At 74.3% G+C, this 25,488-nt stretch carries 17 protein-coding genes; 6 read left to right on the forward strand and 11 right to left on the reverse strand.

All coding sequences use genetic code 11. The annotated features are described in order from the left end of the window. Positions 1–2 precede the first annotated feature (2 nt). The 7 genes from ACWGKU_RS03485 to ACWGKU_RS03515 all read right to left on the reverse strand — a co-directional run bounded on the left by ACWGKU_RS03485 (position 3) and on the right by ACWGKU_RS03515 (position 8,828). The gene (locus ACWGKU_RS03485) at positions 3–1,118 is read right to left on the reverse strand and encodes a glycosyltransferase (protein ID WP_452178509.1); all 1,116 of its coding nucleotides are present in this window, start codon (positions 1,116–1,118) and stop codon (positions 3–5) included. Then, positions 1,115–1,966: a polysaccharide deacetylase family protein gene (locus ACWGKU_RS03490; RefSeq protein ID WP_452178510.1), complete on the reverse strand. Its 852-nt coding sequence runs from the start codon at positions 1,964–1,966 to the stop codon at positions 1,115–1,117. The genes ACWGKU_RS03485 and ACWGKU_RS03490 overlap by 4 nt, the downstream gene beginning before the upstream one ends. Continuing rightward, positions 1,956–3,695 (reverse strand): lipid II flippase MurJ, encoded by a 1,740-nt coding sequence (locus tag ACWGKU_RS03495; protein ID WP_452178511.1) that lies wholly within the window; start codon positions 3,693–3,695, stop codon positions 1,956–1,958. The genes ACWGKU_RS03490 and ACWGKU_RS03495 overlap by 11 nt, the downstream gene beginning before the upstream one ends. Continuing rightward, positions 3,692–5,044 (reverse strand): O-antigen ligase family protein, encoded by a 1,353-nt coding sequence (locus tag ACWGKU_RS03500; protein WP_452178512.1) that lies wholly within the window; start codon positions 5,042–5,044, stop codon positions 3,692–3,694. The genes ACWGKU_RS03495 and ACWGKU_RS03500 overlap by 4 nt, the downstream gene beginning before the upstream one ends. 6 nt (positions 5,045–5,050) lie before the next feature. Next, positions 5,051–6,574 carry a sugar transferase gene (locus ACWGKU_RS03505; RefSeq protein WP_452178513.1) on the reverse strand — a complete coding sequence of 508 codons (1,524 nt, stop codon included), beginning with the start codon at positions 6,572–6,574 and terminating at the stop codon, positions 5,051–5,053. Positions 6,575–6,970: 396 nt separating this feature from the next. Then, on the reverse strand, positions 6,971–8,125 hold the full coding sequence (locus ACWGKU_RS03510; protein WP_380353155.1) for a glycosyltransferase: 1,155 nt from the start codon (positions 8,123–8,125) through the stop codon (positions 6,971–6,973). Between the two features lie 262 nt (positions 8,126–8,387). After that, a complete protein-coding gene (locus tag ACWGKU_RS03515) occupies positions 8,388–8,828 on the reverse strand; it encodes an SRPBCC family protein (RefSeq protein ID WP_452178514.1) in 441 nt (146 codons plus the stop codon). Positions 8,829–8,919: 91 nt separating this feature from the next. Between ACWGKU_RS03515 and ACWGKU_RS03520 the strand changes: the two genes are divergently transcribed. Then, positions 8,920–9,822, forward strand: coding sequence for a HipA family kinase (locus ACWGKU_RS03520; protein ID WP_452178515.1), 903 nt, complete (start codon positions 8,920–8,922; stop codon positions 9,820–9,822). Positions 9,823–10,040: 218 nt separating this feature from the next. On the opposite strand, the gene ACWGKU_RS03525 is transcribed toward ACWGKU_RS03520, so the two are convergent. The 4 genes from ACWGKU_RS03525 to ACWGKU_RS03540 form a co-directional block, all read right to left on the reverse strand. Then, on the reverse strand, positions 10,041–11,528 hold the full coding sequence (locus tag ACWGKU_RS03525) for a S8 family peptidase (protein ID WP_401049560.1): 1,488 nt from the start codon (positions 11,526–11,528) through the stop codon (positions 10,041–10,043). Positions 11,529–11,782: 254 nt separating this feature from the next. Beyond that, positions 11,783–12,901 (reverse strand): amidohydrolase family protein, encoded by a 1,119-nt coding sequence (locus ACWGKU_RS03530; RefSeq protein ID WP_452178516.1) that lies wholly within the window; start codon positions 12,899–12,901, stop codon positions 11,783–11,785. Positions 12,902–12,904: 3 nt separating this feature from the next. After that, positions 12,905–14,368, reverse strand: a complete 1,464-nt coding sequence (locus ACWGKU_RS03535; protein ID WP_452178517.1) for a glutamine synthetase — start codon at positions 14,366–14,368, stop codon at positions 12,905–12,907. Between the two features lie 77 nt (positions 14,369–14,445). After that, a complete protein-coding gene (locus ACWGKU_RS03540; RefSeq protein ID WP_452178518.1) occupies positions 14,446–17,157 on the reverse strand; it encodes an MXAN_6230/SCO0854 family RING domain-containing protein in 2,712 nt (903 codons plus the stop codon). 550 nt (positions 17,158–17,707) lie between these two features. Between ACWGKU_RS03540 and ACWGKU_RS03545 the strand changes: the two genes are divergently transcribed. The 5 genes from ACWGKU_RS03545 to ACWGKU_RS03565 all read left to right on the forward strand — a co-directional run bounded on the left by ACWGKU_RS03545 (position 17,708) and on the right by ACWGKU_RS03565 (position 25,487). Beyond that, positions 17,708–19,483: a 3-hydroxyacyl-CoA dehydrogenase family protein gene (locus ACWGKU_RS03545; protein WP_452178519.1), complete on the forward strand. Its 1,776-nt coding sequence runs from the start codon at positions 17,708–17,710 to the stop codon at positions 19,481–19,483. A 329-nt stretch (positions 19,484–19,812) separates the two neighbouring features. Next, positions 19,813–20,736 carry a TetR family transcriptional regulator gene (locus tag ACWGKU_RS03550; protein WP_387730765.1) on the forward strand — a complete coding sequence of 308 codons (924 nt, stop codon included), beginning with the start codon at positions 19,813–19,815 and terminating at the stop codon, positions 20,734–20,736. Between the two features lie 368 nt (positions 20,737–21,104). Next, positions 21,105–22,442 (forward strand): crotonyl-CoA carboxylase/reductase, encoded by a 1,338-nt coding sequence (ccrA, locus tag ACWGKU_RS03555; RefSeq protein WP_452178520.1) that lies wholly within the window; start codon positions 21,105–21,107, stop codon positions 22,440–22,442. A gap of 9 nt (positions 22,443–22,451) precedes the next feature. Continuing rightward, a complete protein-coding gene (locus ACWGKU_RS03560; RefSeq protein ID WP_401052876.1) occupies positions 22,452–24,482 on the forward strand; it encodes a protein meaA in 2,031 nt (676 codons plus the stop codon). A gap of 42 nt (positions 24,483–24,524) precedes the next feature. Beyond that, positions 24,525–25,487: an HpcH/HpaI aldolase/citrate lyase family protein gene (locus tag ACWGKU_RS03565; protein ID WP_380354257.1), complete on the forward strand. Its 963-nt coding sequence runs from the start codon at positions 24,525–24,527 to the stop codon at positions 25,485–25,487. Position 25,488 lies beyond the last annotated feature (1 nt).

A 25,488-nucleotide genomic window follows, 5' to 3' on the forward strand; every position in this document is an offset into this window, starting at 1 on the left:
GGTCAGACGCGGGCCAGCCGGTCGTAGAGGGCGCCCAGGTCGGCGGCGACCCGGGCGATGTCGTAGTGGCCGACGGCCGGGGGGTGCGGCAGCGGGTCGGCGATGTGCCCGCTGAGCGGCCGCAGGTCGCGCAGCGCGGCGGTGTAGGCGGCCGGCTCGGAGGGGATGCGGCGGGCCTGCGGGGCGGCGCTGGGCGGCAGTTCGTCGAGCGCCGGACAGGCGCTGTGGCGCACCGGCAGTCCGGCCGCGAGGCCTTCCAGGACGCCGAGGCCGAAGGTCTCCGCGGTGGAGGGGGCGGCCAGCACGTCCAGGGCGGCCAGCAGTTCGGGCACGTCGTCGCGCTCGCCGGTGAGCACCAGTCGCTCCCGCACGCCGAGTTCCTCGGCCCGGCGCTCCAGCGCGGCGCGTTCCGGGCCCTCGCCGACCAGCACCAGCCGGGTGGCCGGGTCGAGCCCGGGGAGCGCCTCGACCAGCACCTCGAAGCGCTTGCCGGGCACCAGCCGGCCCACCCCGCCGACCGCCCAACTCCCCTGCGGCAGGCCGATTTCTGCCCGCACCCGACCGCGGGCGGCGGCCCGTTCGGCGGGCGGGAGGCGGTAGCGGGAGGTGTCGATGCCGTTCGGGATCAGCTCGATCCGGGCGGGCGGGACGCCCCAGGAACGCAGTGTCTGGGCGACCTGCCGGGAGACCGCGACAGTGGTGCTGCCGAGCCGTTCGGCCGCCAGGTAGAGGCCCTTGACGCCCCGGGTGACGGGGCGGCCCTCGATCACCCCGGCGTGCAGCGAGTGCTCGGTGGAGACCACCGCGCGCACCCCGGCCAGCCGGGCGGCCAGCCGACCGTACAGCTGCGCCCGGTAGAGGTGGGTGTGCACCAGGTCGTAGCGGCCGGCCCGGACCAGCCGGACCAGCCGGGGCAGCGCGCCGAGGTCCCGGTTGCCGCGCATGTCGAGGTGGTGGACGGTGACGCCGTCGGAGCGCAGCGCGGCGGCGACCGCGCCCGGGTTGGTCAGGGCGAGCACCTCGCACTGCTGGTGCGCCGGCAGGTGTCGCAGCAGCAGGTGGAGCTGGCGCTCGGCGCCGCCGGCGGCCAGTCCGGTGACGATGTGCAGCACCCTCATGGCCGCGGCTCCCGGCGGGCGTGGCGCAGCTCGGTGACGGCGTCGCGCAGCCGGTGCCGGCCCTGCTTGGCCCGCAGCCGCCAGGCGCCGTCGCGGTCGCCGACGTAGCAGCGGGGCAGGGCGAAGCGGCCGGTGAGCGGGGAGTGCGCGATGGCGCAGGCGTGGTCGTACCCGGCGTCGCGCACCGCCAGGGCGGCGGGCAGGTCGACGGCGCCGTACGGGTAGCAGAACCCGGTGACCGGGCCGCCGACGGCCTCCTCCAGCAGGCGCCGGCTCTCCCGGGCCTGGACGGCGAGGGCCTCGGCGGGCAGGCCGGGCAGCGCCCGGTGGCCGAGGCCGTGCGAGCCGATCTCCCAGCCCGCGGCGGCGAGTTCGGTGACCTCCTGGACGGTGAGCAGCTTCTTGCGCGGGCCCTCGGTGTCCCAGTCGTTGTCCCGGCCGAGCAGGTCGGCGACCACGTACGCGGTGGCGGTGAAGCCGTACGCCCGGAGGATCGGCACCGCGTACCGGGCGAAGTCGGCGTAGCCGTCGTCGAAGGTGAGGCCGACCAGCCTGTCGTCCCGGCCGAGGGCGCGGGCCCGCATCAGCTCGCGGACGGAGACGCCGCGCCGGCCGCGCCGGTGCAGCCAGGCGATCTGTTCGGCGAACCGCTCGGGGCTGACGGTGAGCCGGTAGGGGTCCTCCGTCTCGACCGCCACCGAGTGGTACATCAGGATCCACGGCGAGGCGGAGCCGGGGATCGGCGGTTCACCGACCGGGTGGCGGCTCCTGGGCAGTCGTGCCCGGTGCGGCGGTGCGCTGCTGACGCTCGCCCGGGCCGAACGGACGGTGCCCCGTTCATTGTCCATCGGGACGCTTCCCTTCTTCGGCGGCGGTTGGCGGGTTCCGGACGGGCCCCAGCGCCCGGGCGACGGCGAGGACCGGGCCGCGCACCTCGCGGGCGCCGAGCCCGGTGCCGAGGGCCGCGAAGGCCAGCACGACGGTGAGGCCCCCGAGGAGGGTCGAGAGCAGGGGGTCGGCGGTCGGTCCGGCGACGGCGGCGCCGAGCACGGCGGCCCCGGCGGCGGCGGCCACCAGCCGGCCGTGGCCGCCGAGCACCCGGCGCAGCCGCAGCGGGATGCCCCGCAGCACCAGGCCGTGCAGCAGCAGGGCGGCGGCGGCGGTGATGCCGGCCGCGTTGCCGGCGGCCAGCCCCAGGGCGCCGTAGCGGGGCGTGGCGAGCAGGCCGGTGGCGACGGTGACGCCGAGGCCGAGCACCATCGCGGCGGCCGGGTACCAGTCCAGCAGCCGGCGGCGGCCGTCCTCGCTGCCCGGGTCGTCGGCCCGGCGGACCACCGGGCGCAGCGAGAAGTAGGGGCGGATCATCACGCCGGTCAGTGCCTGGGCGGGCAGGCCGAAGCTGTACACCCGGATGACGTCGGCGGTGGCGGCGGTGTCGTGCGGGCCGAAGGCGCCGCGTTCGAACAGCAGCGAGACCACCGAGGGGGCGCACGCCATCAGGAAGGCGGTGCCGAGCAGGACGACGGCCGTCGCCTGGCCGAGGTCCTTCTCCACCCGGTCGCGGGCGGCGGTGAGGTCCCCGGCGGCGAGCGCCCGGGCGACCAGCGGGAAGGTGACGGTGCAGATCAGGAGACCCGCCGTCATGGCGAGCTGGGAGACCTTGGCCGCGTAGTTGAGGTGCGAGATGGTGCCGGGCGGCAGCGCCGAGCCGAGGTAGCGCTCGACGAAGACCTGCGACTGGCGGGTGAGGGTGAAGGCGGCCACCGGCAGCAGGGCCAGCGGCATCAGCACCAGGGCCCGGCGCGAGCGGCGGCCGCGGCCGGTGTCGGGCGGGCCCTGGCGCAGCCGGCGCAGGAAGGGGCCGACCAGCAGACCGGCCATCAGCAGGCTGCCGGCCGCGACGCCGAGGGCGGCGGAGCGCACCCCGAGGTAGGCGTGGAGGCAGAGCAGGACGGCGAGGATGCCGAGGTTGTAGGCGACGTAGATGCCGGCCGGGGCGGGGAAGCGGTGGTGGGCGCGCAGCGCGGCGGCCAGGTAGCCGGCCACGCCGAAGGGCAGCACGGTGATCGCGGTGATCCGGGTGCAGGTGACGGCCAGGGCGGGGTCGGTGAGGCCGGGGGCGAGCAGGTCGACCAGTTCCGGGGCGCCCAGGACGACGGCCAGGGCGAGGCCGCCGAGCGCGATCAGCAGCCAGGGCAGGGTGGCGCGGACCAGCTGGCGGACCGGGTCGGGGGCGTCCGGGTCCTCCTCGCGCAGCACCAGGGCGAGGGCGAAGGCGGGCACCATGAGGAAGGACATGGCGTCCTCGATCAGCAGCGGTGCGGCGGTCTCGGGGACGGTCCAGGCGACCAGGAAGGCGTCGGTGCCCTGGTTGGCGCCGAAGTAGCGGGCCAGCAGGAGGTCGCGCAGCAGGCCGAGGCCGGAGCCGGCGGCGCTGAGGACGGCGGTGATGCCGAAGGCCTTGGCGAGGAAGCCGCGCCGGGGGGCCGGGTGGGGCTCGGCGGGCGGGTCCTCGCCGGTGGCGCCGCGGGGGGCCGGGAGGGAGGGGACGACGACGGCGGGCGGGTCGGTGGTCACCGGGCCGCTCCGGTGGCCACCGGGCCGGTGGCGGGACGCTCGGGTCGGTGGGCGGCCGCGCGGGCGGCGAGGCCGAGGACGACGGAGGTCAGTACGGTGGTGGCGCCGCCGATGTCCGCGTACAGGAAGTCGACCAGCACCCAGGTGAGCAGGGCGAGTGCGGCGAGCCCGGGGCCGTGGCGGTGGCGGTGGCGCAGGCAGCCGGTCAGCAGGGCGAGGAAGAGCGCGGCGTAGGCGGTGATGCCGATCAGGCCCTGCTCGCTCAGCACCAGGAGGTACATGTTGTGCGGGGAGAGCAGCGGTTCGCGCTGGAAGCCGATGGTGGCGTCGGCGGCGTCGCTGCCGGAGGACAGCCGCAGCGGGGCGTGGCTGTCGCGCAGTTGCTGGAAGGCCTTGGGTCCGGCGCCGTGCACGGGGTGGTCCTGCCAGATCCGTCCGGCGGTGGACCACAGGTCGTACCGGTCGGAGACGGACTGGTCGGGGGCGGCGGAGACGGAGCCGATCGAGCTGAGCCGCTTGGTGACGCCGGAGCCGCCGAGGCCGAGGCCGCCGACCAGGACGACCGCGGCGGCCAGGCCGAGGACCGCGCCGCGCACCAGCAGCCGGGCGTCGACGCGCAGCAGCAGCACGGTGGCGGCGAGGCCGGTGGCGATCCAGCTGCCGCGGCTGAAGGAGACGGCCAGCGGGAAGGCGAGGAAGGCGGCGGCGGCGAACATGGCGCGGCGCAGCCGGGCGTTGCCGTCGGGGCCGCGCTCGGCGAGGCCGAGCGCGAGGGCGGCGAGCAGCCCGTAGCTGACCACGCTGGACATCGCCATGATGTCGAGGGCGCCGAAGGTGCCGACGGCCCGGATCGGCTGGCCGGTGTAGGAGGCGCCGGTGTGGGTGAGGTACTGCTTGGCGCCGACCACGCCCTGGATCAGTGCGGCGAGCACGAAGGAGCCGAGGACCAGGCGCTGGTCGGTGCGGTCGCGCAGGGAGCAGAGGACGGCGGCGGGGACCAGGACGAACACCTGGGTGAGGCGGACGAAGCCGGTGGCGCTCGCGGCGGGGTCGATCGAGCCGACGGTGGCGACGGCGGCGGCGACCACGACCGCGCCGAACAGGGCGCAGGCGGTGCGGCTGATCGCGGGCAGGCGTCCGCGCAGCAGGTCGAGCGCGGTGAGGGCGACCAGGGCCAGCGAGGCGAGGTCGGCGGCGGTGATGTGGACGGCGGCGGCGACGTCCTTCTGGCCGGTGGGCACGCAGACCAGCAGGACGGTGGCGGCGGCCAGCGGGCTGGTGCGCTGCGCGAGCGCGGGCAGGGCCCCGCGTAAGACCGGGCGGTGGAGGGCGGGGAGGGTCAGGGCCACGCGGGGTCAGCTCCCGTCCGGGTGGAGCATCAGGGCCGCCGTGCGGCACAGGATCTTGACGTCCTGCCAGAGGCTCCAGCTCTCGATGTAGCGGTTGTCGAAGCGGGCCCGGTCCTCGATGGAGGTGTCCCCGCGCAGACCGTTGACCTGGGCCAGGCCGGTGAGGCCGACCGGGACCCGGTGGCGGTCGGCGTACTCGGGGTAGGCCTGGCCGAACCTCATGACGAAGTACGGCCGTTCGGGACGCGGGCCGACCAGGCTCATGTCGCCGCGCAGGACGTTCCACAGCTGGGGCAGCTCGTCCAGCGAGCTCTTGCGCAGCAGCCGGCCGACGGTGCCCATCCGGTGGTCCTGGGAGATGTTCCAGCGGGTGGCCGACTCGTGCTCGTTGCTCGGGCGCAGGGTGCGGAACTTGAGGACGGTGAAGACCCTGCCGTCCAGGCCGGTGCGCTGCTGGCGGAAGAGCACGCCGGGGCCGGTGTCGAAGCGGACGGCGAGCGCGCAGAGCACCAGGACGGGGGCGAGCAGCAGCAGGCCGACGGTGGCGGCGGTGACGTCCAGGGCGCGCTTGACGGCCCAGCCGGGGCGGCGCCGCGCGGGGCGGCCGACCCGCAGACAGGGGAAGCCCCACAGGTGGTCGCCGCCGGGGACCGGGGTGGCGGGCAGCGAGCCGTACTCGCGCAGCGCGGGCACCAGCCAGACCTGGCAGCCGAGCCGGGCGGCGTCGCGCAGGGTCGCGGCGGTCTCGGCCTCGTCGGCGGCGCCGGCGGTGGCGACCACCTGCTGGACACCGTGCCGGCGCACTTCGCGTTCCAGTGCCTCGCGGCCGCCGAGGACGGGCAGGTCGGTGCCGCCGGGCAGCAGCGGCGGGTCGGCGTCGAGGAAGCCGACCGGGCGCATCCCGTACTCGCCGTGCTCGCGCAGGGCGGTGGCGACCCGGCGGCCGAGCCGGCCGGCGCCGAGCACCAGGACGGGGCTGGGGCGGCTGCGGCGGATCCGCCGGACCAGGTGGTAGAGGACGGCGCGGCCGACGGCGGCGATCAGCAGCTGGGCGCCGAGCAGGACGGTGAGCCGGGCGGGGCTGGCCGGGCCGCAGTCGGGCCAGCGGCCGTCGAGGCAGCCGGACAGGGTGACGGCGAAGGCGGTGGCGACCACGGCCCGGGCGGTGAGGGCGGGCAGTTCGTCCAGGACGGAGAGGGTGAGCCGGGAGCGGTAGAGGCCGCCGGCCAGGTTGAGCAGGAGCAGCAGGGGCAGGACGGCGGGGACGCCGAGCAGGGGGTCGAGCGGGGCGGCGGGGTCGACGGCGTGGTTGGCGATGCCGCCGGCGGAGCACAGCGCGATGATGTCGGCCTGGACCAGGGCGAGCGACAGGGCCAGCCGGGAGCGGACCGCCCCGCGGGGCCGGCGCGGCGACGTGACCACCCCAGGGCGCGCCGCTCCCGCCGGCCGGTCGAGCAGCCCGGTACCGGGCCGGCGGGGACCGGAGAGGGGCCCTCCCGAGCGCGGCACACTGTCGTGGTCAATGGTCATCAGCGCACGATCTCCCCTGCTGTGTGCCCGGGGTGACGGTGCCCCGGCACCGGCTGGCGCGGGGCTGCCGTCCCGGCCCGGTGGGCGCGGTCCTGACAGCGCCTGCTGCCGCTGGCGGCTTCCGGATGTCCGGTGGCGGGGCCGATTGCGAAGGAACCGGTCACGAAGGAGTCGGTCGCACGGAGCTCAGCCGTGAATTCCCGGCATGAAATCAGAACGAAGCAGGCAAAATCCGACAATACAGAACCGGGCCGTACGGAGCGGAAGTTGACTTGCCGATTCATTCCAGCCGCCCATTAATAGGTATTTCGGATTTAATGCCTCGCCTCCGCATCCAGTTGAGGGTGCGAATACGACAACACCGGAAACGGCGGGCATTCACGGCATGTGAAACGATCAGATCCGCTCTGGGACACGGGCCCGGCGGCGCCCCGACGCCGGGCCCGCACCCAGCAGGTGACGGTAGAGAACGTCCACCTGTTCGACCACGGTGCGCACGTCGTGCCGACCGATCACGTGGTCGCGCAACCGGGCACCGCGGCGCTCGCATTCGATCGAATCGGACAGCGCGTCCCCCATTCGGGCGGCGAGGGCCCGCGCGTCCTCGGGCGGGACCACCGCCCGCGCGAGCTCGGACGGCGGCAGGCACTCCCGGGCACCGGGCACATCGGTCAGCAGCACCGGACGGGCGGCCGCCATCGCCTCCAGCGGGGCCAGCGCCATCCCCTCCCAGCGCGAGGGCAGCACCACCAGATCGGCCGCCGCCAGCCACGGGCGCGGATCCGGCACGTCCCCGACCAGCCGGATCCGGGCGGGCTCGGCGGTCTGCCGGACCAGCTCCGCCACCCGCTGCTCCTCCGGCCCGCCGCCGACCAGCGCCAGCCGGGCCCGCGGCACCCGGCGCAGCACCTCCGGCCAGGCGGCCAGCAGCACGTCCTGGCCCTTCTGCCGGCACAGCCGCCCGACGCACACCGCGAGCGGGGCGTCCAGGTCCAGACCGAGCGCGATCCGGGCGGCGCGGCGGTCGGCGGGCGCGTAGTGGCGCACGTCCACGCCGTTGGGCACCACCGCCCAGTCGGCGTGCACCCCCGCCGCCACGCCGTCGGCCCGCTCCTGGACGCTGACGCACAGCACCCGGTGCGCCCAGCGGGTCGCGAACCGCTCCCAGCGCAGGGTGGCGGCGCCCAGCGCACCGTCGACGGCGGCGAACGACCAGGCGTGCGGCTGGAAGACGGTCGGCACCGCGCCGCGCACCGCGAGCCGGCCCGCCAGCCCGGCCTTGGCGCTGTGCAGGTGGACCACGTCGGGCGCCGCCGCCCGGACGATCCGGCGCAGCCGCCAGGCCTCGGCGGGGGTGCCCGGGCCGGGCGAGCGCCGCGCGGGCCAGTCCTGGACCAGCGCGCCCACCGCGGCGGCCTCCCCGGCCAGCCGCCCGCCGCGCGGGCAGGCGACCATGACCCGGTGGCCGGCCTCCCGCTGGCCCCTGACCAGATCGGCGACGACGCGGGCGACCCCGCCGTCCACCGGCTGTGAAATGTGAAGGATCGTCATATGCACGGCGGCGAGCCTAGGGTGGCTCGCCGGTTCCGGGCGGCTCTCGTCACCCGCAGGTGGCGGTTCGGCCACCCGTACGGCTTTCGGCTCGTACGGGAGACCGAAGCGCTCGAATCGGCAGGCGATTCGAGCGCTTCGATGGATCCACGCGCGCGAATCGCGCGGTTGGCGATTCCGGCGGGGGCCGGACGGCCGCGGCGGCCCTCGGCGGCCGCAGCGGTTCTCGGGAGGTCCCGGTGGTCCCTGAGCGGGCTCAGGCTCAGCGGACCTCGGCGGCCAGGTTGGCCAGCACCTGGTCGTGGATCCGGTTGAGGCCCTTCGGGGCGAAGGTGCGCTCGAAGAAGCCGCCGATGCCGGTCGCGCCCTGCCAGGTGGCGATCACGGTGACCTTGGAGCGGCCCTCGCCGACGGCCGAGACCGTCCAGGTGATCACCATGCTGGAGTTGGCGTCCTTCTCCACCAGCTGGTCGGGCTCGGGCGCGGAGACGGTGAAGAGGCAGTCGCGCACCCGCTTCTCGGTGGCCTGGAGCCGCCAGTGCACCTGGGTGCCGGCACCGGTGCCGCCGACCCGCACCTCGTACTCGCTGTACTGCGCGGGCAGCAGCTTCGGGCGGGTCACCTGGTAGTCGGCCAGCGCCTCGTACACCCGCTCGGGGGCCGCGTCGTAGACCCGCTCCGTGGTGGCCTGCACCTGTCCCATGACCTTGCTCTCCTCATCCGGTGGGAACCGCTCTGTCCGGCAAGCCAATCACAGGCTCACGCCCGCGACGCGGCGGGATAGGGTGGCCGGTGTGCTCGATCTGGTGACTGCCGTGCGCTACGTCGATCCGCTGCGGGCCGGCGGCTCCGTCCCCGGCGTGGTGGAGACCGACGACCTGGGAACGTACGTGGTCAAGTTCACCGGGGCCGCGCAGGGCCGCAAGGCGCTGATCGCCGAAGTGATCGTGGGCGAGCTGGCCCGGCGGCTGGGCCTGCGGGTGCCGGAGCTGCGGCTGGTGGACTTCGACCCGGCCGTCGCCGCCCAGGAGCCGGACACCGAGATCCAGGACATGCTCAAGGCCAGCGCCGGCCTCAACCTCGGGATGGACCTGCTGCCCGGCGCGCGGGACTTCACGCCGGGGATGATCGCGGTGGACTCCGCCGAGGCGGGCCGGGTGGTCTGGCTGGACGCCCTGACCGGCAACGTCGACCGCACCGTGCACAACCCCAACCTGGTGGTCTGGCACGGGCGGCTCTGGCTGATCGACAACGGCGCCGCGCTGATCTTCCACCACCGCTGGGCGGGGGCCGGGGCGGCGGTCGGCAAGCGGTACGACCTCAGCGCCCACGCGCTCGGCGGCTCGGCCCCGGACGTCCGGCTGGCCGACGAGGAGCTCGGGCCGCTGGTCACCGTGCCGCTGCTGGAGGAGGTCGTGGCGCTGGTCCCGGACGAGTGGCTGGCCGGCGAGCCCGGCTTCGACTCGGTGGACGCCGTGCGGCACGCCTACGTCACGCACCTGGCCGCCCGGGTGGTGCTCTCCGAGGAGTGGCTGCCGGAGGGCTTCGCCACGCCCGAGCAGCTGCGCGAGGCGGAGCGGCGGCGGGCGGCCCGGACCAGGGCGGGGCGGCCGGCCTGGCTCCAGGAGGTGCCGGACCTGCACGGCAAGCCGTCGGTGGAGACGGTCTGGGAGCACCACTTCGACGAGGAGCGGTAGTTCTTCGTCGGGTCGGGCGCGGGGCGACCGCGGCCGGTGCTCCGGCACTCCGGCACTCCGGCGCCGCGGTGCCGCGGTGCCCTGGTGCTCGAATGCGACCGAACAGCGACCGAAGGGCGATCACCCGCGACCGGCCGGTGCGCGAACGCGGCCGGGGAGCGGGACCCAGTGGTCCCGCTCCCCGGCTCTACTGTTCAGTGCTGTCCGCGGTCAGCGCGTCAGCGCCACCACTGGACCGCCTTCTCGGCGTTGACCAGGCCCGCGCCGTAGAAGCCGTTGTCGTCCGCGCCGCCCTCGCAGGTGGCCTTCCAGGTGCCGGCACCGCCCGGGTTGAACTCGCCCTTCGGGCACGGGACGGACTCGGCGTGGGTGGTCAGCAGCTCGGTCAGCTCGTCCGGGCTGGCCCACGGGAAGGTGCTGGCGAGCAGCGCGGCCACGCCGGCGACGTGCGGGGTGGCCATCGAGGTGCCCTGCATGTAGCCGTACTTGCCACCGGGGATGGTCGACCGGATGCGGCCGTCCTTGTCCGGGGTGTTCGGGAACTGGAAGCGGCGGTCGCCACCCGGCGCGGTGACGGACACAACGCCCTTGCCGTAGCTGGAGTAGTACGCCTTGACGCCGTCGGAGCCGACCGCGGAGACGGCCACGACGCCGGGCAGCTCGGTCGGCAGCGACAGGCAGTCGTTGGTGACCGGGCGGGTGCCGGGGGTGGTGTCGTCCGGGCTGGCCACGTCGACGGTCTTGTGCGCCAGGTCGATGTTCTCGTTGCCGGCGGCGGCGATGTTGAGCACGCCCTTGCGCTGCGAGAAGGCGACGGCCTTGCGGACGGCGTCCGAGATGGCCGCCTGGTCCTTGTCCGTCTTGCAGTTGAACATCCACGGGTCGACGAAGTAGCTGTTGTTCGTGACCTTGAAGCCGTGCTCGCCGGCCCAGACGAAGCCGCAGACCGCGTTCTCCGGGTAGATGAACCCGCCGTCGTCGACGACCTTGACGGCGGCCAGCTTCACGTTCGGCGCGACGCCGACGATGCCCTTGCCGTTCTTGGCGGCGCCGATGGTGCCGGCCACGTGGGTGCCGTGGTCGCTGGTGGTCGGCTGCCAGGCCTTCCAGTCGGTGTTCGTCTTGCCGTCGATGCAGGAGACCGACTGCGAGGCGTCCACGTTGGCGGCCAGGTCCTCGTGGGTGGCGTCGATGCCGGAGTCCAGCACGCCGACGGTGACGTTGCGGCTGCCGAGCGAGATCTTGTGGGCCTTGTCGGCACCGATCTGACGCATGTCCCACTGGTAGGCCTCGTCGGGGTCCTCACCCGGGGCGGCCGCCACGGCGGCCGACTCGGTGGCGACCTCGGCCTTGCCCTGGTCGGAGGCCTGGATGCCCTTGGTGCGGCTGGCGCCGACCGAGTCGACGCCCTTGGCCAGGCGCAGCTTCTCGGCGAACTTGGTGTCGTTCGAGCGGGCGACGACGACGCCGACCTGCTCGTAGGACTGGACGACGGTGCCGCCGAGGCCGGTGATGGCCTTCTCGACCTTCTGCACCTGGCCGTGGTTGGCCTTGGTGTTGACGACGTAGCTCATCAGCGGACCGGTCGTCGAGTCGGCCGCGGGAGCCGCGACGGCGGTGCCGGCCGGCAGCGCGAGGGCACCGGCGGTGGCGAGCACGACGCCCACGGCCGCGTACCGGGTACGGCTGATCCGAGGAACACGCATGAGGGTTGGCCTCCCGAGGCGTCAGGCGGCAGCTGCGGTGGGCAGGTGCGCTTGGGAATGACCGGGACGCTAATGAATATTTGGTTATAAGCGCAAGGGGTAGTCATCTAATCGTCACATCTTGACCAGGAACAGGGGTTACCGCCGCCCGGCGGTCAACAAGGAAAACAGAGGTCAAGAGTGTTAAAAAGTGATGGTTCGCCGACGTGCCGCCACACCCGTCACGGCATCCACCACCAGGACGGATCGCACCCCTACAACGCGTACAGCCGACGCGCGTTGTCGGCCGCGAGCAGCCGCGCCACCCGCCCGGCATCGGCCGCGGAGCAGGCGCCGTCGGCACGCCAGTCCGCGAGCACCGCACCCAGTCCGTACCGGAACTGACAGGTGCCCACCAAATAAAGTTCGGGCAGCCCGTAGGCGTCGGTGGAGAACAGCAATTTGCCGAACGGGGCCAGCTCCAGCATCTCGCCCAGCACCGCGGCCACCCGCGGCCCGGTGTAGGAGGCGGTGAGCCCGAGGTCGGTGTACACCGTCGGGAAGGCCTGGGCCAGCCAGGCGGCCTGCCGGTGGTACGGGTACCCGTGCAGCAGCACCAGCGGGACGCCGCTGGGCTCGGCGGCCCGCACGAAGTCCGTCAGCAGCGACGGGTCGGCCCGGTGCAGGGTGAGGTCCGGATCGCCGAAGCCGGTGTGGAGTTGGAGCGGCAGGCCGAGCTCGGCGCAGACGTCCACCGCCGTCCAGAGCAGGTGGTGCAGCAGCACCGGGTCGGTCAGCCGGCCCCGCCCGCCGCGCAGGTGGGCGCCGGCCGCGGCCACCACGGCCGCGGCGGCGGGGCGTTCGGCGGGCGCGGCCAGACCGTGCCGGTAGGCGAGCACCGACTTGACCGCGACGGCCCCGGCCGCGGCCGACGCGAGCGCCTGTGCGACGGCCCGCGGCCAGTCCCCGGCGCCGGCCGTCACCGTCTCGGCGACCGACTCCAGCCGGACCACCTCGCGCACCGACGCCCCGGTGGCCTCGGCGAGTTCGGCCAGCGGCAGCAGCTCGTGGCCGGCGGCGGTGGCCAGCCCGGTGTCCACCAGGCAGGTGTCCAGGCCGGCCGCCGCCAGCAGTCGCCCGGTGGCCTCGGCCGCGCCCAACTCCCGCCGCCGGGCCAGGTAGTCGGCGGCCGGGGCGTGCACCGGCAGGCCGAGCACGGGCGGGCACCAGCGCCGCACCGCGAGGCCCAGCGCGCTGTCGAAGGGCGAACAGCCGGGAGCGGGCGGCCGGTCGGACTCGGTGAGCAGCCCGGCCAGGGCCTCGTCGGTGAGCTCGGCCGCCACCACGCTGTGGCAGTGATGGTCGACCAGCGCGGGCGCCCCCGGCCGGGCCACCCTTCAGTACCGCCAGCGGGTGGCCATGACCAACTCCTCGGGAGTGACGGCCGCGTACTGCTCCTGCTCCGCCCGTCGCACCGCCAGCACCGCCTGGTAGAGCGGCTCGCCGAGCGCCTCGCGCAGCACCGCGGAGCGCTCGTACGCGGCGATCGCCTCGGCCGGGCCCGCCGGCAGCCGGGGCACCGTGCCGGGCTCGGCGGCCGCCGGATCCCCGGTGAACTCCGGTGGCAGCGCGCGGCGCTGGTCCAGCCCGGCGAGACCGACGGCGATCACCCCGCCGACCGCCAGGTACGGGTTGGCGCTGGCGTCGAAGCACTTGACCTCGGCGTTGGCCGCGGCGGCCCGCTCCCCGGTGGAGCCGGTCACCAGGCGCAACGCGGCCTCGCGGTTCTCCAGACCCCAGCACTGGTAGGCGCCGGCCCAGTGCGAGGGCACCAGCCGCAGGTACCCGGCCGGGCTGGAGCAGCCCAGCACCAGCAGTTCGGGCAGCGCGTCCAGCACCCCGGCGAGGAAGCCCTCGGCCTCGGCCGTCAGGCCGTGCGGACCGGGGCCGCCGTGGCCGAGGTTGCGCCCGTCGCGCCAGAGGCTGAGGTGCAGGTGCCCGCCGTTGCCGACGCCGCCGGTCTCGACCACCGGGGCGAAGGAGACCCGCAGGCCGTGCCGGGCGGAGACGGCCCGGACGGTGTGCCGGACCAGGACGGAGGTGTCGGCGGCGGCGACCGGGCCCTCGGGGGCGACCGAGACCTCGAACTGGCCCGGGGAGTACTCGGGGTGGATCTGCAGGACGGTCAGCCCCTGCCGGCCGAGGGCTCGCAGGACGTCGCGCAGGTAGTCGGAGAGGTCGGTGACCCGGTGCATCCCGTACGCCGGGCCGTGCGTCGGGTACTGCGGGTCCTCCTTCGGGGCGCCGGCCAGGGCGACCGTCCACTCGACCTCGATGCCGGCCTTGAGGCCCAGGCCGCGCGCGGCCGCCGTGGCCTCCGCCCGGCGGGCGAACAGCCGCTGGCAGCCGGGGTGCGGGGCGCCGGCCTGGGTGTACCTGTCCCCCGGGGTCCAGGCCCAGCCGGGCTGGGCGGCCAGCGGGACGACCCGGTCGAGGTCCGGGTAGAGCCTGAGGTCCCCGGTGGGACCGCCGATGATCGCGCTGGTGGTGATCGCGTCGTCGGCGAGGAACACGTCGAAGCACGGCGCGGTGCCGACGCCCCACTGCGCGGCGTGCACCAGACCGCCGAGCGGCACGGCCTTGACCCGGGTGATGCCGGCGTTGTCCACCCAGGTGACGGCCACCGCCTCGACGGCCTCGGTGCGCAGCCGGTCGACGGCCTTCTCAGCGCGCTCGGCCCGGTCGGCGCGCGATGGCAGCGCGACGGCCGCCGCGGCGGCGGCGGCGAGCCGTTCGGCGGTGACGGGCGGCTCGTCGGGACCGGGCGCGGTGGGGCCGGCGGTGGCGGTTCCGGTGGTCATGTCCCCATGCTGCCCCGCCGGTCGGGGTCGGATAACTCCCCTATCGGGTGGTCCTCTTGGCGGCCGTGTTCACCCGTTCACCCGTTCGGGGCGAACCTGGCCGTCCACTCCCCCGCGGTGATCCGCTCCAGGGTGTCCGGGGCGGCGTCGGTCGGGCCCGGGTAGAGCCGGTAGAGCGTCCCGCGCGCCTCCGCCGGCGCGGGCACGTCGGCGTGCACCAGGGCGGCGAACGCCCGGGCGCCGTCGAGGCGTTCGGCGATCAGCCGGGCGGTGTCGTCCGGCGGCAGCTCGGTGCGCCGGTCGCTCTCGTGGCGGGCGCGCAGCCGTTCGGCGAAGGCGCTCACCGGCTCGTCCGCGCCCCGCCGGTAGACGTCGAGCCCGCGGCCGGTCCGGTCGCGGACCAGCACCTCGTCGCTGCCCGCCGCGGCGGTGGCGCAGGCGAGGTCCCAGAGGGTGGCCCGGGAGCCGGGGGCGAAGTGCGTCAGGACGTCGGCGGCCAGCGAGCCGATCCTGGCGTGGTGCCGGTCGAGGTTGTGGAACCCGCTGCCGGCGCCCGCGTTGAGGTCGGTCCAGGTGTAGTCGCGGCGCCGCAGGTCGACGATCATCGGCACGCAGATCCTGGCGTCCCCGGCGAGGTCGAGGCGCTGGCGGACGCCCTTGGGGTGGAAGCCGCTCTTGCGCTGCCGGGCCGCCTCGGACGGGGTCAGGGCCATGAATCCGGCGAAGGCGTCGGTGAGGTCCTCGAACGGGATGTCGTTGTAGCTGAACACCACCACCACGGCGTACCGGGCGCCGGCCTCGCCCAGCGCCGGCAGGTCGAGGTCGACGAACTCGGTGGCGCCGTGCGGCGGCGGGGCGCTGGTGTAGTCCCCGGAGTGGACGGCGGCCCGCGGCCCGGTGACCAGCCGGGTGTAGTCGCACAGGCCGACGAACCGCCACTCCTCGTCGTAGAAGGCGACCGACAGGTCGAGGTCCACCCGCTGGTGCGGGCGCTGCGTCCAGTGCAGGAACAGCCGCAGCCGCTGCCCGTCCGGGATCCGCTGCACGCTGCCGCGCGGCACGGCGACCAGGGTCTTGGCGCTGGCACGCTCGGCGAAGGGGACGACCAGGTCGGCCAGCGCGGCGTCCAGTACGGCCACCTGGTAGCGCTCCGGCCCGTGGGCCGACCGCCCGGCCCGGCGCAGCAGTTCGGCCTCGATCAGGGCGCAGACGGGCGCGCTGAGAGCGGCCGGGACGGGCGTGCCCCGGTCGGCCCGGGCGTGCGCCGAGGCGACCCGGCCGCGCGGGAAGTACAGCCGCCGCTCGCCGTACTCGCGCGGCGCGCGCAGCCGTCCGTACGCGCCGAGCAGCGGGCCGGGGGCGACGGCGCGCAGGGCGCCGGGCAGCGCCTCGGCGAGTTCGGCGGGCAGCGGTTCGCCGGGCAGCCAGGCGGCGTGGACCCGCAGCAGGTGGTGCAGTCGGCGCACCAGTTCGCCCGGACGGCCGGCCAGCAGCCGGACGGCGGCGGGCAGGTCGCCCTGCCCGAGGGCGCGCTCGACCCGGGCGGCGAAGGTCTCCACGGTCAGCCGGGTGTGGCCGCCGGGCGTCTCGCTCACCCGCAGCGGGGCGGGCGCCTCGCGCAGCAGCGGGCCGAGGCCGTGGAGGTCGAGATCGCTCTGCCGGACCACCGCGAACGCGGCCGCCGCGTACGGGAAGCGGGCGCGGTGCTCGTACGGGTGCAGCAGTTCGCCGGCCCGCAGCCAGGGCTCGCGGTGGCGGCGCAGGTCCTCGGCGAGGGTGCCGACCGGGAACGCGTCCAGGACGGCGAGCAGGTCGCGGCGCAGCGGGCGGGGCAGGTTGCGCAGGCGCAGGGTGCGGGCGGTCTCGGGCAGCAGGTCGGGCTCGGCGCCGGACCACGCCCAGATCAGCCGCAGGACGTCGGTGGCGGTGGTGAGGTGGGCGGCCAGCAGCGGCCGGGCGGCCTCCCGGTCGCGGTGCAGCAGGGCGGCCAGCACGGTGGCGCGGGTCTCCCGGACGGGGATCTCGGCGGGCAGCCAGCCGGCCGGGTCGTCCGGGGCGTGGTGGAGCAGCAGGGCGAGGTCCTCGCGGTCCTGCGGACTCAGCGGGGTCTGCCGGGCGAGCAGCGCGGCCAGCCCGGTGGCGGCGAGGAGGCCCACGTCCTCGGGGCCGGCCTGGCGCAGTGGCGTGAGCTGCCGGCCGGCCCGCAGTTCGCGGGCGGCGTTGCGGGCGGCCCTGGTGTCGTTGGACAGGCGGCGCCTGCGCTCCAGCGGGGTGCGGCAGAGCGGGCAGTGGGGGTCGCCGCCGTTCTCGACCAGTTCCAGGTAGCAGTCGCCGCACAGCAGGTGGGCGCAGGGGGCGAGGGCGCCGATCCCGGCCTCCAGGCTGTCGCGCTCGCAGACCGGGCAGATCTGGCTCGCCTGGCAGAGGAGGTGGCCGCGGACGAGCGCGGAGTAGTCGGCGTGGGCGTGGGAGGGCACGCCCTCGGGGAAGCGGCGGAACAGCGGGGTGTGGCCGCGGTCGGCGCCGAGCATCGCGTCGATGCCGCGCAGCAGCCGGGTGCCGGCCGCGGCGAGGTCGAGCGGGCGCAGCCGGCCGAGCGCGGCGCGCAGCGGGGCGGTGAGCACGTGGCCGCGCCGGACGAGGTCGGCCTCCAGGGCGACCAGCCCCTGGGCGGACCACGGCAGGGGCTCGTCGGGCCCGGCTCCGGGCTCGACCCGGACCATCCCGTGGCGGTGCAGCAGGTAGGCGTCCAGTGCGGCCTCGGGCGCCACGGCGTTCTGCTTCTTCACTGCCTCTTCCCCCGGTGGATACGACGAAGCGGGGGCGGAGAGTGGGCGCACTCGGGTTCATTTTGCAGATGAGTGAGAAGGAAGCACGCCGCGGAGCCGCCCCCGCGTCGATCACCCTAGCGAACGCCCGCCCGCGGCCCCGAACGGTTTTCCGCCCACGCCCCCTTCCTACTCATCAGTAGCTTCGCTACAGTGGCCGGACACGCACCTCCGCCGGGCTTCGGGAGCCGCACCGGCGGCAGGCCGCGGTCGCCGCTTCTCCGGCGCCCGCGCGGTGCGCTTTCACCGGCAGGTGCCGCGGACCGCGGCGGGCCGGGTTCCTCCTCGTATCAGAGCCGCTTCCTTCACCTTCGAGCGCCTGAGCACCACGGCACATCCGCAGTTCGGCCGGAGCGGACCGGCCCCTGCCCGGATGCGCCGCACCCCGTCATCTCCCCAGCCCCCGCGCGTGGACCCTCCTCCGGCGGCGGCCGCCCCCGGCGCGCGTCCGGGCGCGGCGGCGCGCCCGCCGGAGCACGCGCGGGCCCTTCATGACTAGGAGTCAGGACAGATGGAGCGTCCCTTCCCCACTGTCGCCGTCGTCGGCCTCGGCACGATGGGTGCCGGCGTCGCGGTGGCGGTCGCCAAGAGCGGCCGCCGGGTGATCGGCATCGAGGCCACCGAGGACTCGGCCGCCCGGGCACTGGCCCGGATCGAGGAGGCCACCGCGCACGCGGTCGACCGGGAGCGGCTGACCGCCGAGGAGCGCACCGGGCTGCTGGCCCGGATCTCCGTCGGCCACGAACTGGCGGCCGCCGCCGGGGCGGACCTGGTGATCGAGGAGGTGCCCGAGCAGCTGGAGCTGAAGCGGGAGGTCTTCGCCGAGCTGGACCGGATCTGCCCGGAGGCCACCGTGCTGGCCACCGGCACCACCGCGCTGTCGGTGACCCGGATCGCCGCCGCGACCTCCCGTCCGGAGCGGGTGCTCGGCCTGCACTTCTTCAACCCGGTGCACGGCATGAAGCTGGTCGAGGTGGTCCGCACCGTACTGACCTCCCCGCGGACCGCCGAGGACGCCGCCGCCTTCGCCCGCGACCTCGGCAAGGAGCCGGTGGCGGCCGGCGACCGGGCCGGCTTCGTGGTGAACGGCCTGCTGTTCGCCTACCTGAACCAGGCCGCCGCGATGTTCGAGTCCAAGTACGCGTCGCGGGAGGACATCGACGCCGCGATGCGGCTCGGCTGCGGCCTGCCGATGGGCCCGCTGGCGCTGCTCGACCTGATCGGCATCGACACCGCCCGCACCGTGCTGGAGGCGATGTACGAGCAGTCCCGGGACCGCCTGCACGCGCCCGCCCCGATCCTCGGCCAGCTGGTCGCCGCCGGGCTGCTGGGCCGCAAGACCGGCCGCGGCTTCTACACCTACGAGGCGCCGGGCTCGTCCCGGGCCGTGGACGCGGCCACCGGGCCGGCCCGGCCGAAGGTGCCGGGCCGGCCGGTGCGCACCGTCGGCGTCTGCGGCTCGGGGACGATGGCCACCGGCATCGCCGAGGTGTTCGCCAAGGCCGGGCACCCGGTGCTGCTGGCCGCGCGCAGCCAGGAGAAGGCCGAGAAGGCCAAGGCGCAGCTGGCGAAGTCGCTGGAGCGCTCGGTGGCCAAGGGTCGGCTGTCCGCCGGGGCGCGGGACGCCGCACTGGCGCTGGTCACCCCGGTCGGCCAGTACGCCGAGCTGGCCGAGGTGGACCTGGTGGTCGAGGCGGTCGCCGAGGACCTGGCGGTCAAGCGGGAGCTGTTCGCCACCCTGGACAAGTTCGTCAGGCCTGGCGCGGTGCTCGCCACCACCACCTCCTCGCTGCCGGTGATCAGCTGCGCGACCGCCACCTCGCGGCCGCAGGACGTGATCGGCATGCACTTCTTCAACCCGGCCCCGGCGATGAAGCTGGTCGAGGTGGTCTCCACCGTGCTGACCGCGCCGGACGTCACCGCCACCGTGCTGGAGCTGACCGCCGGGGTCCGCAAGCACCCGGTGGAGTGCGGCGACCGGGCCGGCTTCATCGTCAACGCGCTGCTCTTCCCCTACCTGAACGACGCGGTGCGGATGCTCCAGGAGCACTACGCGACGGTGGACGACATCGACACCGCGATGAAGCTCGGCTGCGGCTACCCGATGGGCCCGTTCGAACTGCTGGACGTGGTCGGCCTGGACGTCTCGCTGACGATCGAGCAGGTGCTGCACCAGGAGTTCCGCGAGCCCGGCCTGGCCGCCGCGCCGCTGCTGGAGCACCTGGTCGCGGCGGGCTGCCTGGGCCGCAAGACCGGCCGCGGCTTCCGCGACCACGCGCGCCGATGACCACGCCGCAGGACGGGGGCGGCCCGTACGAGACGCCGTACGGGGCGCCGCCGGCCGGACCGCACGCGGCACAGCCGTACGGATCCCCGCCGCAGGGATCCCCGCCGTACGGGGCGCCACCGCACGGGACGCAGCCCTACGGCGGCGCGGCTTCCGGCAACGGCGCTCCGCCGCAGGGATCCGCGCCCTCCGCGGCCTCCGCGCGCCCCGGTTGGAGCCCCGGGACGGTGTCCTCCCGCTGGCCCCGCCCGGCCGTGACCGGTCCGGTCGCACCGGTGCGGCGGGGAAGGGCCGTGGCCGCGCCGTCCGGGCCGTGTAGCGTTCCGGACATGGATCGGGTTCAGTCAAGCTCCCCGCAGCACCCCGCCGGGCCGCACGGCGGCGACGGCCGGACCGCCCCCTCGACCGGGGGCACCGGGCCGGACGGCGGGCCGGGCAGCCGCCGGGCGGCGGCGCAGCGCCAGCAGATGCGCCAGGACCTGGCCACGGCCGCGATGGAGCTGTTCGCCTCGCAGGGCTACGAGGAGACCACGGTCGACCAGATCGCGGCCGCCGCCGGGGTGGCCCGGCGCACCTTCTTCCGGTACTTCCGGTCCAAGGAGGAGGCGATCTTCCCGGACCACGACGACACCCTGGTGCGGGTGGCCGACCTGCTGGCCAGTGCGGAGCCGGAGGAGCACCCGCTGGACGTGGTCTGTCGCGGCATCAAGGAGGTGCTGCGGATGTACGCCTCCACCCCGGGGGTGTCGGTCGCGCGGTACCAGCTGATCCGTCAGGTCCCGGCGCTGCGCGAGCGGGAGATCGCCGTGGTGGCCCGCTACGAGCGGCTGTTCACCCGCTACCTGCTGGGGCGCTTCGACACCGGCGAGTCCATCCCGTCCGGCTGGCAGCGCGGCGGCGAGGACGACTCGATGCTGGCCGAGGTCTCGGCGGCGGCGGTGGTCGCGGCGCACAACCACGTGCTGCGGCGCTGGCTGCGGGCCGGCGGCCGGGGCGACGTGGAGGCGCAGCTGGACCACTCCTTCGAGGTGATCCGGCGGACCTTCTGGGCCGCCAGCGCGCCGGGTGCCAGGCGTCGGGGATCGGTGGTGGCACCGGGTGCCAATGGGACCCCGGGGGACACCGGGGCGGAGAGCGCACTGAGTGCCAGTCCCGGAGGTGAGGTGCTCATCACAGTCGCCCGGACGGACGCTCCACTGGAGGTCGTGGTGGACAGCATCCGGGCCGCACTGAGTGGCGCCCGGGAGTCATAAGCGCAGTATTCACGCAGGTCAGAGCGGTATCGAGGGCCCGCGCCGAGAAGTCGGCGCGGGCCCTTCGCATGCCCGCGCAACGCGCGTCACGCCGCCCCGGAGGCCGCCGGAATTCGTGACACCCGGTGTCTTTACGAGTGGCACAGGGTGCCATTACCTTGTTACTCACCAGTCGCGGCGCCGCGGCTCCCCACCTCGGCGCGCCGTCGTCCGGCGTTCCCACACCCCGGGAGCAGAGCCAGAACGGCCCGGTCCACCCCGGGTGCCCAGTCTGACCCGCCCACCACCCACCTCAGCGAAGCCGGTGTCCGCTCCCGGCTCCCCCAGACGCCCTGTGCCCTCACACAGGTACGCCTTCGGAGGCAGCCATGCAGGAAATCCTCGACGCGATCATCAGCACCGACACCACGTCGGCGGACTTCGCGGCGATCAAGCTCCCCGAGTCCTACCGCGCGGTGACGCTCCACAAGGACGAGGAGCAGATGTTCGCGGGCCTCGACAACCGCGACAAGGACCCCCGCAAGTCCCTTCACCTCGACGAGGTCGCCCTGCCCGAGCTGGGCCCCGGCGAGGCCCTGGTCGCCGTCATGGCGAGCGCGGTGAACTACAACACCGTCTGGAGCTCGATCTTCGAGCCGGTCTCCACCTTCGGCTTCCTGGAGCGCTACGGCCGGCTGTCGCCGCTCACCAAGCGCCACGACCTGCCGTACCACGTGGTCGGCTCCGACCTCGCCGGCGTGGTGCTGCGCACCGGCGCCGGGGTCAACGCCTGGAAGCCGGGCGACGAGGTCGTCGCGCACTGCCTCTCGGTCGAACTGGAGTCCGCGGACGGCCACAACGACACGATGATGGACCCGGAACAGCGCATCTGGGGCTTCGAGACCAACTTCGGCGGCCTGGCCCAGCTGGCCCTGGTGAAGACCAACCAGCTGCTGCCCAAGCCCAAGCACCTCACCTGGGAGGAGGCCGCCTCCCCCGGTCTGGTCAACTCCACCGCCTACCGCCAGCTGGTCTCGCGCAACGGCGCCGGCATGAAGCAGGGCGACAACGTGCTGATCTGGGGCGCCAGCGGCGGCCTCGGCTCGTACGCCACCCAGTACGCGCTGGCCGGCGGCGCCACCCCGATCTGCGTGGTCTCCAACGACCAGAAGGCCGAGATCTGCCGCGCCATGGGCGCCGAGGCGATCATCGACCGCTCCACCGAGGGCTACCGGTTCTGGAAGGACGAGCACACCCAGGACCCGCGCGAGTGGAAGCGCCTGGGCGCGAAGATCCGCGAGTTCACCGGCGGCGAGGACGTGGACATCGTCTTCGAGCACCCGGGCCGGGAGACCTTCGGCGCCTCGGTGTACGTCACCCGCAAGGGCGGCACCATCGTCACCTGCGCCTCCACCTCCGGCTACATGCACCAGTACGACAACCGGTACCTGTGGATGTCGCTCAAGCGGATCGTCGGCTCGCACTTCGCCAACTACCGCGAGGCCTTCGAGGCCAACCGCCTGATCGCCAAGGGCAAGATCCACCCGACCCTGTCCAAGGTCTACTCCCTGGAGGAGACCGGCCAGGCCGCCCTGGACGTGCACCACAACAAGCACCAGGGCAAGGTCGGCGTGCTCTGCCTGGCCCCCGAGGCGGGCCTGGGCGTCACCGACCCCGAGCTGCGCGAGAAGCACCTGCCGGCCATCAACCGCTTCAGGAACGTGTGAGACCCGCCGATGACTGAGCCCCAGAAGCGCGACCGGCCCTGGCTGATGCGCACCTACGCCGGCCACTCCACCGCGAGCGACTCCAACGCGCTCTACCGGCGGAACCTGGCGAAGGGCCAGACCGGCCTGTCCGTCGCCTTCGACCTGCCGACCCAGACCGGCTACGACTCCGACCACGTCCTCGCCCGCGGCGAGGTCGGCCGGGTCGGCGTCCCGGTCGGCCACGTCGGCGACATGCGCACCCTGTTCGACGGCATCCCGCTCGAACGGACCAACACCTCCATGACGATCAACGCCACCGCCATGTGGCTGCTGGCGCTCTACCAGGTGGTCGCCGAGGAGCAGGGCGCGGACGTCGCCAAGCTCACCGGCACCACCCAGAACGACATCGTCAAGGAGTACCTGTCGCGCGGGACGCACGTCTTCCCGCCCGGCCCGTCGGTGCGGCTGATCACCGACATGATCGCCTACACGGTCGGCAACATCCCCAAGTGGAACCCGATCAACATCTGCAGCTACCACCTGCAGGAGGCCGGGGCCACGCCCGTCCAGGAGATCGCCTACGCGATGTGCACCGCCATCTCGGTGCTCGACGCCGTGCGCGACTCCGGCCAGGTGCCGGCCGAGCGGATGGGCGAGGTGGTCGCCCGGATCTCCTTCTTCGTGAACGCCGGCGTGCGCTTCGTCGAGGAGATGTGCAAGATGCGCGCCTTCGCCCGGCTGTGGGAGAAGGTCACCCTGGAGCGCTACGGCGTCACCGACCCCAAGCAGCGCCGCTTCCGCTACGGCGTCCAGGTCAACTCGCTCGGCCTGACCGAGGCCCAGCCGGAGAACAACGTCCAGCGGATCGTCCTGGAGATGCTGGCCGTCACCCTCTCCAAGGACGCCCGCGCGCGTGCCGTCCAGCTGCCCGCCTGGAACGAGGCGCTCGGCCTGCCCCGGCCCTGGGACCAGCAGTGGTCGCTGCGCATCCAGCAGGTGCTGGCGTACGAGTCGGACCTGCTGGAGTACGGCGACATCTTCAACGGCTCCGAGGTGATCGAGGCCAAGACCGACGAGCTGCTGGCCGGCGCCGAGGCGGAGATCGCCAAGGTGCTGGAGATGGGCGGGGTGATCCCGGCCGTCGAGTCCGGCTACCTGAAGTCCAACCTGGTCGCCTCGCACGCCGCCCGCCGGGCCCGGATCGAGTCCGGCGAGGACAAGATCATCGGGGTGAACTGCTTCGACACCACCGAGCCGAGCCCGCTCACCGCCGACCTCGACACCGCGATCATGGTGGTCGACCCGGCCTCCGAGCGGTCCGTGCTCGCCGCCCTGGAGGCCTGGCGCGCCGAGCGCGACGAGGCCGCCGCCCAGGCGTCGCTGGCCGAGCTCAAGGCCGTCGCCGCCACCGGGACCAATCTGATGCCGGCCACGCTCGCCTGCGCCCGGGCCGGCGTCACCACCGGCGAGTGGTCCTTCGCCCTGCGCGAGGTCTTCGGCGAGTACCGCGCGCCCACCGGCGTCGGCGGCGCGCCCGTCGCCGTGGCCGCCGAGCCCGGCGGCGAGCTGGAGCAGGTCCGTGCCGCGGTCGCCGCCACCGCCGCGGAGCTGGGCGCCGGCAAGCTGCGCCTGCTGGTCGGCAAGCCCGGCCTGGACGGGCACTCCAACGGTGCCGAGCAGATCGCCGTCCGGGCCCGCGACGCCGGCTTCGAGGTGGTCTACCAGGGCATCCGGCTGACCCCGGAGCAGATCGTCTCCGCCGCCGTCGCGGAGGACGTGCACTGCGTGGGCCTGTCCATCCTCTCCGGCGCGCACAGCGAGCTGGTGCCCGACGTCCTGAAGCGGCTGCGCCGCGCCGGGGTGGAGGATGTCCCGGTGATCGTGGGTGGCATCATCCCGGCAGCGGACGGCGAGGCCCTCAAGGCCGCCGGCGTCGCCGCCGTGTTCACCCCGAAGGACTTCGGCATCACCACCATCATCGGCCGGATCGTGGACGAGATCCGGCTGGCCAACAAGCTCCAGCCGTGGACGCCCGCACCGACCGCTGCCACGAACTGAACAGCTGACCAGCTGACCACTGGGAAGGAACCCTCGATTCTTATGACTGCTGTGAACCGTCTGCGCCCGCGCCGCTCCTGTCTCGCCGTGCCGGGCAGCAACCCGCGCTTCCTAGAGAAGGCCCAGGGCCTGCCGGCCGACCAGGTCTTCCTCGACCTGGAGGACGCCTGCGCCCCGCTGGTCAAGGAGAGCGCGCGCCACAACATCGTCGACGCGCTCAACAACGGCGACTGGGGCGGCAAGACCCGCGTCGTGCGCGTCAACGACTGGACCACGCACTGGACCTACCGCGACGTGATCACCGTGGTCGAGGGCGCCGGCCCCAACCTCGACTGCATCATGCTGCCCAAGGTGCAGGACGCCGAGCAGGTCAGGGCGCTCGACCTGCTGCTCACCCAGATCGAGAAGACCATGGGCTTCGAGGTCGGCCGGATCGGCATCGAGGCGCAGATCGAGAACGCCAAGGGCCTGATCAACGTCGACGCCATCGCCGAGGCCTCGCCCCGGCTGGAGACCATCATCTTCGGCCCCGCCGACTTCATGGCCTCCATCAACATGAAGTCGCTGGTCGTCGGCGAGCAGCCGCCCGGCTACAACGCCGACGCCTACCACTACATCCTGATGCGCATCCTGATGGCCGCCCGCGCCAACGACCTCCAGGCGATCGACGGCCCGTACCTCCAGATCCGCAACCAGGAGGGCTACCGCGAGGTCGCCCGCCGCTCGGCCGCCCTCGGCTTCGACGGCAAGTGGGTGCTCCACCCGGACCAGGTCGCCGCCGCGAACGAGATCTACTCGCCCTCGCAGGAGGACTACGACCACGCCGAGCTGATCCTCGACGCGTACGACTACTGCACCTCCGAGGCGGGCGGCGCCAAGGGCTCCGCCATGCTCGGCGACGAGATGATCGACGAGGCCAGCCGCAAGATGGCGCTGGTCGTCGCCGGCAAGGGCCGGGCCGCGGGCATGCAGCGCACCACCAAGTTCGAGATCCCGGAAAGCTGAG

It is taken from the genome of Kitasatospora sp. NPDC054768, assembly GCF_053612025.1.